Source organism: Anabaena sp. CS-542/02 (assembly GCF_028331085.1).
Taxonomy (GTDB): domain Bacteria; phylum Cyanobacteriota; class Cyanobacteriia; order Cyanobacteriales; family Nostocaceae; genus Anabaenopsis; species Anabaenopsis arnoldii.
Genome location: NZ_JAQMTM010000070.1, coordinates 1 through 9,854 on the forward strand (window position 1 = coordinate 1; position 9,854 = coordinate 9,854).

Annotated in this window: 11 protein-coding genes and 2 pseudogenes; 6 read left to right on the forward strand and 7 right to left on the reverse strand. The window is 41.0% G+C overall.

Annotated features, from left to right (window positions below):
• Positions 1-260: 260 nt before the first annotated feature.
• Positions 261-1,895 (reverse strand): DUF3352 domain-containing protein, encoded by a 1,635-nt coding sequence (locus PN447_RS07025; RefSeq protein ID WP_271761969.1) that lies wholly within the window; start codon positions 1,893-1,895, stop codon positions 261-263.
• Positions 1,896-2,012: 117 nt separating this feature from the next.
• Between PN447_RS07025 and PN447_RS07030 the strand changes: the two genes are divergently transcribed.
• The 3 genes from PN447_RS07030 (at position 2,013) to PN447_RS07040 (ending at position 4,424) form a co-directional block, all read left to right on the forward strand.
• A complete protein-coding gene (locus PN447_RS07030) occupies positions 2,013-2,372 on the forward strand; it encodes a rhodanese-like domain-containing protein (protein ID WP_271761970.1) in 360 nt (119 codons plus the stop codon).
• Positions 2,373-2,668: 296 nt separating this feature from the next.
• Positions 2,669-3,766, forward strand: coding sequence for a heat-inducible transcriptional repressor HrcA (gene hrcA / locus PN447_RS07035; RefSeq protein WP_271761972.1), 1,098 nt, complete (start codon positions 2,669-2,671; stop codon positions 3,764-3,766).
• Between the two features lie 16 nt (positions 3,767-3,782).
• Positions 3,783-4,424 carry a DUF2834 domain-containing protein gene (locus tag PN447_RS07040; RefSeq protein ID WP_271761973.1) on the forward strand — a complete coding sequence of 214 codons (642 nt, stop codon included), beginning with the start codon at positions 3,783-3,785 and terminating at the stop codon, positions 4,422-4,424.
• Here the strand turns inward: PN447_RS07040 and crtW are convergent.
• The 5 genes from crtW to PN447_RS07065 form a co-directional block, all read right to left on the reverse strand.
• Positions 4,382-5,179, reverse strand: coding sequence for a beta-carotene ketolase CrtW (crtW, locus tag PN447_RS07045; RefSeq protein WP_271761974.1), 798 nt, complete (start codon positions 5,177-5,179; stop codon positions 4,382-4,384). The genes PN447_RS07040 and crtW overlap by 43 nt on opposite strands.
• Positions 5,180-5,412: 233 nt before the next feature.
• Complete coding sequence (locus PN447_RS07050) at positions 5,413-5,862, reverse strand: SRPBCC family protein (RefSeq protein ID WP_271761975.1); 450 nt, start codon at positions 5,860-5,862, stop codon at positions 5,413-5,415.
• Between the two features lie 19 nt (positions 5,863-5,881).
• Positions 5,882-6,070, reverse strand: coding sequence for a CPXCG motif-containing cysteine-rich protein (locus PN447_RS07055; protein WP_271761977.1), 189 nt, complete (start codon positions 6,068-6,070; stop codon positions 5,882-5,884).
• Complete coding sequence (locus PN447_RS07060; protein ID WP_442867083.1) at positions 6,071-7,678, reverse strand: B12-binding domain-containing radical SAM protein; 1,608 nt, start codon at positions 7,676-7,678, stop codon at positions 6,071-6,073.
• A 41-nt stretch (positions 7,679-7,719) separates the two neighbouring features.
• The gene (locus tag PN447_RS07065; RefSeq protein ID WP_271761978.1) at positions 7,720-7,974 is read right to left on the reverse strand and encodes a SemiSWEET transporter; all 255 of its coding nucleotides are present in this window, start codon (positions 7,972-7,974) and stop codon (positions 7,720-7,722) included.
• 57 nt (positions 7,975-8,031) lie between these two features.
• On the opposite strand from PN447_RS07065, the gene PN447_RS07070 reads away from it, so the two are divergent.
• The 3 genes and pseudogenes from PN447_RS07070 (at position 8,032) to PN447_RS07080 (ending at position 9,380) form a co-directional block, all read left to right on the forward strand.
• Positions 8,032-8,838, forward strand: a complete 807-nt coding sequence (locus PN447_RS07070; protein WP_271761979.1) for a hypothetical protein — start codon at positions 8,032-8,034, stop codon at positions 8,836-8,838.
• Between the two features lie 130 nt (positions 8,839-8,968).
• Positions 8,969-9,124, forward strand: a pseudogene (locus tag PN447_RS07075) (IS4 family transposase); the annotation flags it as partial.
• 58 nt (positions 9,125-9,182) lie between these two features.
• Positions 9,183-9,380, forward strand: coding sequence for a hypothetical protein (locus tag PN447_RS07080; protein ID WP_271761980.1), 198 nt, complete (start codon positions 9,183-9,185; stop codon positions 9,378-9,380).
• A gap of 161 nt (positions 9,381-9,541) precedes the next feature.
• On the opposite strand, the pseudogene PN447_RS07085 reads toward PN447_RS07080, so the two are convergent.
• A pseudogene (locus PN447_RS07085) lies at positions 9,542-9,854 on the reverse strand (apolipoprotein N-acyltransferase); the annotation flags it as partial.

Consider the following 9,854-nt stretch of genomic DNA (forward strand, 5'->3'; position numbering starts at 1 on the left):
GATTTACAAGAAAGACTACCGCTATCATTGCTTGGTTTTCGCGTTGGCAATAGTCTTAATTCAATACTTGATATCGTATTATATATCAAGTGGGCGATTTTCTTAACTCACTTATGTCAATGCTTGTCAACATAAGTATAGTTTTGTCTATAAAATAGTCAGCTTAGGACTAGCTCTCCCTGGGGAAGTGGAGGCTAGACCTCCGACAGCAACTGTTAAACAGCCATAACATAGAGTATCATAGCATATTTGAAGATCAATTAATCCAAAAATCGGAATAATACCCCGGTTTTGACCAATCCTTTTTCCTGACTGTAACTACTGATAGTCAGCGATCGCAGCTTTTGCCAAAAAGACTTACCTACTATTTCTACTAACTGCAAACTGGGTAATTGACGCTCTAGGAGGGTGCGGCTTTTAGTCCAATCCAGATATACATACCCTTGATTGGGTTGGGGAATACCGGCAATACTATCTTGGAAATGGCGATCGCCAATCATAGCACTGTTCTTAGTTGTGATTAATGGGGCTAAAGTTTCTAAATTAGAAGCAAAGATTTCATAATTGCCCTCATTGGTATGTACTCCCCGTACTTGAGCCTCAATATTAAATGATAGACCTTCTGGGGTATCGGTTTGTGTAGGAGTTAACTCAGTCCAAGCAAAGACAGTTTTTTGATTCCAGTTAAAAGAACTTACACTCAACCCTTCCTCTGAGGCGATGGTATCTAAACGAGCAATACCCCCTGGGACATCCTCTAATTTTTCCACCACAAACACCCAATTAACCCCCCCGACTCTAGGATGAGGTAAAACAGCTAAAGCATATTCTCCTGTTACCCAACTAAAAATATCCTCGGTCTTCACTCCCAGATTTTCTAATGGTTTTCCCCAGCTGGAAATAGCATCAGTCCCGGAACCAAAAACAGCCGTTGTTGCTTGTTTCCAGAGTTGACCTAAATCACTGTTGGGCAAATTATTTAAATTAGTACCGGAAATCACCAACCCAACCCCATCTGGTATATATCCTAACGCCCCTACATTTTTAGTCAGGGGAGCAGAAACCGGCATAATTTCCGAGTCAGTGAGAAAGTTACTTTCTGCGAAAAGTCCTTGGGGATGTAAAGACAAAGAAATAAGTTGGCTATCAAAGGTTGCTGCTGGTAATTCTAAACCTTGCCATGCAGCCACAGCGGGAAGATTGAGAAAAGCCGTAGCTAGGGTGGCTTTAGGTAGCTGTTGTAGCGCTCTTTGGTACCGGGAGGAACTAGACAAATTCAAATCAGGAGCTTGGACGTTATTAATTGCGTCTCGTAGCACCTTGGGATGATTAGCAAATAATACAAAGTCATCCACCACCGCAGCAGACAAAGCATTTACCTGGGAACTAGAATCAGATAGCAGCTTTACCCCTGCATATTTCTCCACCTCCAAGTTAGCCCCAGCTAATACCCGCCGAGAAAATAATAACTCTAAAAACTCCCGACTGGTTTCTGGTTTCTTGGTTGCTAGTGCCATCAGATACCCTGGTTGCTGTCCGTTTTCTGGGTCGCGGTCAATATCTATGGTGGTCACCGCCAGGGTAATTTCATTACCTAGCCACGGTTTAATATCTTGGTTGTAATCTATGTCAGTCTTAGCTAATAAACTGGTTTTGAGTTGGGATAATTGTCCTTGACGCTCCCACAGACGCTCTGGATTATTCAGTAACGACACCATCACCGGCGCTACTTTGGAGACGAATATAGCAGCCTGGGGTTCAGAGGTAGAAGTAACAAGGTTAACCGGGGTCTTGGCGAAAAACCAGTAAAATAACCCTATGGCTATAATTACTAGTGCGATCGCCCCAGCTACCAAAAAACCAAAGAATGAGCGTTGGCTATTGACATTAGACATATTGACAGTGCTTTTAGTTGTGTAACTTGGTTTTACTACTCCCTTGGGAATAGATGCTGATGTCAGGAAAAAGATTTTCTGTCACCATAAAGGGTATAGGTTGTTTACAAAAATCTCATGACAGGGAATCCTTCTGGTCAACTCATTACTCCAATTAGTGTAGAGGAACTGGCGCAACGTCTGTCTTCTGGTGATCCAAGTATTCAGTTAATAGATGTGCGCGAACCCCAAGAAATAGCAACTGCTACTATTGACGGGTTTGTGAACCTCCCCTTAAGCGAATTTGGGGACTGGAGTGACCAAGTCGCCACCATGTTTAATCCCCACGCTGAAACCCTTGTGTTATGTCACCACGGTATTCGCTCCGGCCAGATGTGCCAGTGGCTAGTTGCTCAAGGTTTTACAAATGTTAAAAATATTACTGGTGGTATAGATGCCTACTCTATCTTAGTTGATTCTTCTATTCCCCAATACTAAAAGATTGACAAGATAGCATTGCCCAGGTGTAACTGATTATGACATCGCCGCAATGCTACTCTCAAGATTATACCGTCTGAGATGTCACTAATTAAGCATACATATGGCTTTTGGGTAAAAGTAATTTATACTACATATTATCCCAAACAGAGATGCAATAATACTTAAATAATCAAGTGCAAAATAAACTGAACTAATTAAATATTCTGCTACATTAATTAACTATTATTCAGATTTTTTGCTTTTAAAACCCTTTTTTTTCCACTTTTAAATCTGCCTTCAGCCAAACATACCCTATGCAAGTCCAGTTAACGAATCGACAACAGCATATACTTTGGGCAACAGTACGTCATTACATCGCCACTGCGGAGCCGGTAGGTTCAAAAGCCTTGCTTGATGAGTATGACCTCGGTGTGAGTTCAGCCACAATTCGCAATGTCATGGGTGTGTTAGAAAAATCAGGATTACTTTACCAACCACACACATCCGCTGGACGCATACCCTCAGATTCCGGCTATCGTATTTATGTTGACCAGTTAATTACACCTTCTTTCCGAGATACTACGCGAGCGGATATTTTAGCAAAAGAGGTAGAACTGGCCCTACAAAATCGCCTCCATTGGGAAGATTGGAGTTTGGAAGCGGTATTACAAGGTGCTGCGCAAATTTTAGCCACAGTCAGCGGCTGTATTAGCTTAATTACCATGCCCCAAACCACTATGGCAATTGTGCGACATCTGCAATTAATGCAAATTGAAGCCAACAAGATCATGCTGATTATGGTAACAGATGCTTATGAAACCCATTCCAAACTGATCAATTTATGCCCCCCAGGGGAAGAAGCCAAAGTTGACCCAGAGAAAATAGACCATGAATTACAGATAGTCTCTAATTTTTTGAATACCCACTTGCGGGGGCGCAGTCTGTTAGAATTAACTTCCCTCGACTGGAGTGAATTAGATCAAGAGTTCCAACGCTATGGCCAATTCTTGAAAGATTCAGTCACAGACTTCACTCGCAGCCATATGACACCAACTACAACCCAAATTATGATCAGGGGTGTAGCAGAAGTTTTGCGTCAGCCGGAATTTTCTCAATTACAGCAAGTACAAACCATTATCCACTTACTCGAAGAAGAACAAGAGCAGTTGTGGCCGTTGATCTTTGCTGAACCGGAAACCCAAGAGATGGGTAAGTCTAAGGTAACAGTCCGCATCGGTACAGAAAACCCCCTGGAGCCGATCCGCACCTGTACTTTAATTTCTTCTACTTATCGCCGGGGTATGCTACCTGTAGGGAGTGTGGGAGTATTAGGACCTACACGCCTGGACTATGAAAGTGCGATCGCAGTTGTAACTGCTGCTGCTGACTACCTTTCAGACGCTTTTAGTTAAGTTGGTATACAAGAAGATGCTCAGAAAAATTGGTTTTGGTTTACTATGGCTGGGATTTCTCAGCTATGCTTTTATTTTTGCTCCCCCAGATCAACCTGATACTTGGGAGTTAATTCAAAGGCTTTCCCTGGGAAAATGGCAAGATATTAACCCCCTAGTCATAGCATTATTTAACCTCATGGGCATCTGGCCTGTAATTTACAGTGCAGTACTGTTAAGTGATGGTACTGCTCAAAAAATCCGCCCTTGGCCTTTTGCAGTCGCTTCTTTTGCTGTTGGGGCTTTTGCTGTTTTACCTTACTTAGCTTTACGCTCACCCAATCAGGTATTTTCTGGTAGAAAGACTCTCTTACTCAAGTTGCTAGATTCCCCTGTGACTGGTGTGATTTTAACTATAGTCGTGGTGATTCTCCTCGCCTATGGTTACACAGGGGATGTGGCAAATTTTATACAGCATTTCCAAAGCAGCCGTTTCATTCATGTGATGAGTTTAGATTTCTGTCTACTTTGTCTGTTATTTCCCACATTACTGGGGGATGATATGGCGCGTCGGGGTGTGAAAAATCAGGGTTTTTTCTGGTTAATAGCTTTAATTCCTTTATTGGGTCCCTTAATTTATTTATCTGTGCGTCCCCCGTTACCGGAATTAAATACCTGATAAATTTGAGGTAGTTGCCACCAAGGAACATGGGGGTATTCGTGATGTTCGTAATGGTAACCAAAATGGTAGCAAGTGATAAATGACCACCAAATAGGACGGCTAATAGTCTGGGAACGATGGGGGTTTTGATAACCTTCTACTGGTTCACTATGGGGTAGAAAGGTGCCAAAATAGAATAATTGTAGGGAACTTAAGATTGAGGGAATTACCCAAAAATAATTGAGGTTATCCTCTGGCAGATGTCCGAGATATTTTCCTAAGTTATAAATAATCATTAATGTGATTATTTGCCACCAACTCCAGTAACCTTTCATGAAGTATAAATACCAAGCTAAGAAGTTTTTATATTTACCATTATGAAAATCTGGATCTTTGGCTGTGGCTGGATTATGGTGATGTAACCAGTGCTTTTTTAATAGTTTGGGATAGGATAAAAGCCCATACAGAAATAGGCACAATGAACCTATGAAATGGTTGATTTTCAGATTTTTGGGAAAAACTACCCCATGCATGGCATCATGGGCTGTAATAAATAATCCTGTGTATAAAAATGTTTGCCAAAGTATAATCGGCAATAAGATCCAAATTTTCCACTGGGATATATCAATATAAAGTAACACACCCAGACTGATAGCCCATATAGTCATAATCGCGATCGCAACCAAAATACCCCTAAAGAGGAATTTACTGCTCACTGCTGCCGTGGTACTGATTTTTTTATCAGGTAATGGTAGTGGTTCTAACTGGAACACGCTTTTACTCCGCGTATAATTCATGTAGCCATGACAACAAGCAGTAACTGCTCGTATTTGGCAAGTCAACAGTATTAATATTTATGACATTTAGTAAATATGTTTAAATATTAAGATACCTTAAATAGTATTACACATAATTTGAGAATAAATTATGTGTAAGAGGTCAAGACACACCTAATATTAGTGATTTCCTGCGTTACCCTGAAATCACGGCTGTTAATCCTCACCTATTATCTTGACTCACACTCCCGGTTAGTAATATAATGACGATATCTAAACATGGCTTCAAGTTGAGCTTGTACTAGCCAACCACTCATCATCTCTACTGTACTACCACCAGGCAGACAGAAAGAAATATCATCAGTAAGCTTGGTTTTACCATTTTCCGCCACAAACTCATGGCGATGTACCCAGTGTTCAAAAGGGCCAGATATCTGTTCATCAATAAACAGGCGGTTTTTCTCACATTCAGTGTGACGGGCTAACCAAGTTAAAGGTAAGGGTCCCAAAAACAGGCGAAATTCAGTAATAGCACCTACTTCTAACCCCCCTTCCCGACGGACTACTTTTACAGGTTGCCAAGGAGGGGTCAGTATTTGCAAGATATCTGGTCTTTCGTGGAATTTCCACACTACTTCGGGGGGCGCATTAATGATCGAGGAATGTTGAAAGTGCAGCATGGACAGAACAACCTAAAATCTAACTTTCGCAGTCAGTATCAATGTCAATATCTAGGGTATCCTCATCAACCCGCAGATACAAAATATTCGGGTGACAGCACACCTGACAGTCTTCTACATAAGATTGTTGTAACCCAGCACTTAAATCGATAAAAGTTAAGTTTGGTTCGCCGCAATAAGCGCAGTAGTATTCAGCAGTGTTTTGCATTTATTTGAATTGACTCGTAGCCTCTGCTAAGTGCTTTAGTAGTGTAGAATGTGGGAGTGGCCCTTGCAAGTGATTCCAGGGTAAAATTTGCTCTGTTGACCAGTTGCTGTAAACGTAAAATTCTAAGTCGGGTATTTGCCCTTTAAGTTGTTTAAATGCACGTTTGTAGCTACCCAAAGAATCCCCAAACTCACGGGTTAATTCTAGAAGTTGGGACAACCGGCGATCGCCTCTGGACAACAAAGCTTGTATAATTGACCAGTTATAACTTTCCGGGCGAAAATCTATCCCCTGGGGTTTGAGTTTTTTCTGTAGCATCTGTAACCGCTTCTCTGCTTGCTGATTGACCCCAAACCATTGAAAAGGTGTATGTGCCTTGGGTACAAAAGTACTGCATCCCAGTGTTAACCGCATACCAGGGGCAAATTTTTTGACATTAGCCATCATAGACACAGTGGCCTCTAAATCTTCTGGTTCTTCGCCGGGGATACCCACCATACCATAAAGTTTCAAAGCTTTTAATCCTCCAGCCTTGGCATTGATGGCAGCTTGGATGATTTCATCATTATGCAGCTTTTTGTTGATGATTTGGCGCAGCCGATCTGAACCCGTTTCTACAGCAATAGTCAGCGATCGCGTATCCCTTTTAGCTAAAGTTTCCGCCAGCTGTACCGTCACCGTATTAGTGCGCACCGAGGCGATACTCAACCGCACATGATCATATTTCGGCTGACTAATATATTTTAGCAGCTCCTCAAACTCCGGATGTTGAGTTACCGAAGCCCCCAACAACCCCAAGCGGTTAGTCACTGCTAACCCCTGTTCAATAGCGGGAATTAAAGAAGCTTCTAAGCTAGCTGTTCTAAAAGGTAAAGTCAGATAACTCGCAAGACAAAAGCGACACATTTCCGGACAGCTGCGCACCACCTCCACCATGTAAATATTTTCCCATGCGGCCTTTTGTGTGACCACAGTAGACCGGGACAGAACATTACCGCGGTAAGTTTGCTTTTGCACCACCGGGGGAACTTCCGGTAAAATCGGTGTAATCGACTTCACCACCCCATCTTGACCGTGATATTCCACCTCATACAAACTAGGAACATAAATTCCTGGGACTTGGGCCAGTGCTTGGAGTTGAGTTACTCTAGAAGCGTTTCTCACCTGTTTATAAGTCTCAATGAAACTAGTCAGCAGATGTTCCCCATCACCGAGTAAAATCACATCAAAGAAGTCCGCAAAAGGTTCCGGGTTAGCAGTCAGCACCGGACCGCCACCAAAAACCAGGGGATGGGAATCATTACGGGAATTAGCGCGAATGGGAACATCTAAAGATTCCAGTAAATTTAAAATATTCACATAATCCAGTTCCCAGGAAATGGAAAAACCCAAAATTTCCGGGTTTCTAGGGAGTGCTTCCTGGATATCAGTAAATAAGCGACTGACTTGTACATCCTCACGGGTCGCCAAAGTTGCCCAAACCACCTGATAACCCAGACTAGTAATACCCACTGTATACTCATTGGGAAAAGCAAAAATCAGCGGTATTGCATCGCTGTTAGGGTTTGTGGGGGTGAATAACAGGCGTTCTGAGGCAAATACAGTCATATTAATACGTAATTGGGGAGTAGGAGCTTAATTTTAAAGGTTTATCTATACTTAATTTTAAGGGATAGAATGATGAAGTTGAAAAAGAAAGTTATACTGTTAGCCAGGATAATCGGTAAAGATTTAAGATATATTCCATAAACCAACCATAAAAAAAGACCACTCATAAACGTAACCAACATCAGGTAAGAGACATCTTTAGCTGACTTACTTTGCCAGGTTTTCACCATTTGGGGTAAAAAAGCGCTAGTTGTTAAAACAGCCGCACATAGTCCTAACAGTGTGATAGAATCCATACTTAATAGTTAATTTTTTGTCATTATATAACCATCAGTCGATAAAAATATACTTATATGTCACAACAAATAATAGATCAAAAAGCCTATTTAATCTTTGATACCTTAGAATATCTCAATTTGCAATTCCGTTTAGAAGCATCTTGGAAAATTACTAAAAATGGACTACATAAAAATCGCTTTATACTGGCAATACAAACAGCAGACAACTTGAGGGATAACTTCTTATATTTCTGCAAACAAATGGATATACCAGAGAAATATTTACAAATATTTCAGCACAATTTATCTCAGGCAAGTGTAGTATATTTTGGTTTTGAAGGCAATGAAGTCAGTTGTATTTATAAAGTATATTTAGAATTTTGGGATCAAATGGTTAACGATCTCAAAAGTAAATCTCATAAAACCGAAACCCATCTTCTGGGTTTAGGGTTTAAATGGAACGCCCTGGACAATACCAAAGGGGTTATATCTACATATACCTGCTATCCTTTGCTGTCTGTAGCAGAGATTTTCAACAGGATATCATCTATTTATCAGGGTTACAATCACTCTCATCCGGGGAAAATAGTCCAGGAGATAATCAATTTTGCTGCTGACAGGGTTAATGATAATCCTTTTATTTATCTAGAGGTAAGTGAAGAAAATAATCCCCGCAAATCCTTTGATTTAAATTTTTATAAAGCTAACATCCCCTTGCAAGATATTGAACATTATTTGGGTAAGATGCGCCAGCATTATGGAATTAATTCTCACAGTTTTAATTACTTATATCAACAAATTGGTTCTAAGAAACTAGGACATTTATCTGGTGGTATTGATAGACAAGGACAAGACTTTTTAACAATTTACTATGAAGTCTAGGAATTATTTCCCTACTGGTAAAACTCCTGAATACAGATGCTAAATCAAACAAATATGTATCCTACCTGGGTAAAGCTTAAAACTTGGGATTGTTCTTGAGGTCTCCATAAAGAATGAGACTCTGTGGTGGCGAGCATTGTTAGGTTTGTCTTATTTGTGGGTAGATGGGACTAATGGTGTCCAGATGCAAATCTATGCTACCTGGATTTTTTCCGCCGTTCTCAATGACTTGTCTGCGGATGTAGCGATCGCTTTACAGCAACCTTTAGATCGTATCTCTTGGGAGTACAACGCCTTTACGCACTGCTTTACAAACCTTAGAGAGAATAGCAGTTAGCAGAGGTATGAGAAACACACGTAGTCCGATTTCTGTCAATGATGAAATTTTGGATTTAACTAATAACCTCCTTGATGACCTAGATACAGCTACACGGGGGGGAATGAATGTAGAAAGGATGGCATTACCAAAGGGAGTCGGTGGTATTGATACTCAAAGATTAGCAGCAATGACCATTCCCTTTCAAGTAGTCAAACCTATTTAGAGGTTGTTTTATAACTTTTCAAGAGGGAACACACCGAACACCGTAAGCAATAACATCAAGTTCTCTCCCCTTGCAAGGAAATGGTGAGGGTGGGGTAAAACAATATTTGATACATTAATCATAAGTTTTAAAACATCCTCTTAAATTTTCAATTCTCCCCATCAAGTGAGACGAATAACTTGATAGAAGAACCCAGCCAACCCCAACAATACAACCGTCAACCAATCACCCCAACGCACGTATAAAGTGCGAGTTTCCCGCTTGTAGATAGTTTCAGCATGAGTTGCATAGGTATTATATCCAGATATCCATAAAGTGTGTCCGTGGGGGTCAACAAAGGCGGAATATCCGGTATTAGTCGCCCGCACTGACCATCTATCGGTTTCAATAGCCCGCATTATATCCAAGGCGTGATGTTGAAATGGCATAGAGGGGCTGTAATGAGCATCGTTAGAAGCACTGAGAATAAATTGC

What these genes read in the sequence shown, in the direction of transcription:
- PN447_RS07025 (WP_271761969.1), bottom strand. Translation starts at nt 1,895, where the DNA reads ATGTCTAATGTCAATAGCCAACGCTCATTCTTTGGTTTTTTGGTAGCT.
- PN447_RS07030 (WP_271761970.1), top strand. Translation starts at nt 2,013, where the DNA reads ATGACAGGGAATCCTTCTGGTCAACTCATTACTCCAATTAGTGTAGAG.
- hrcA (WP_271761972.1), top strand. Translation starts at nt 2,669, where the DNA reads ATGCAAGTCCAGTTAACGAATCGACAACAGCATATACTTTGGGCAACA.
- PN447_RS07040 (WP_271761973.1), top strand. Translation starts at nt 3,783, where the DNA reads ATGCTCAGAAAAATTGGTTTTGGTTTACTATGGCTGGGATTTCTCAGC.
- PN447_RS07050 (WP_271761975.1), bottom strand. Translation starts at nt 5,862, where the DNA reads ATGCTGCACTTTCAACATTCCTCGATCATTAATGCGCCCCCCGAAGTA.
- PN447_RS07055 (WP_271761977.1), bottom strand. Translation starts at nt 6,070, where the DNA reads ATGCAAAACACTGCTGAATACTACTGCGCTTATTGCGGCGAACCAAAC.
- PN447_RS07060 (WP_442867083.1), bottom strand. Translation starts at nt 7,678, where the DNA reads ATGACTGTATTTGCCTCAGAACGCCTGTTATTCACCCCCACAAACCCT.
- PN447_RS07065 (WP_271761978.1), bottom strand. Translation starts at nt 7,974, where the DNA reads ATGGATTCTATCACACTGTTAGGACTATGTGCGGCTGTTTTAACAACT.
- PN447_RS07070 (WP_271761979.1), top strand. Translation starts at nt 8,032, where the DNA reads ATGTCACAACAAATAATAGATCAAAAAGCCTATTTAATCTTTGATACC.
- PN447_RS07080 (WP_271761980.1), top strand. Translation starts at nt 9,183, where the DNA reads ATGAGAAACACACGTAGTCCGATTTCTGTCAATGATGAAATTTTGGAT.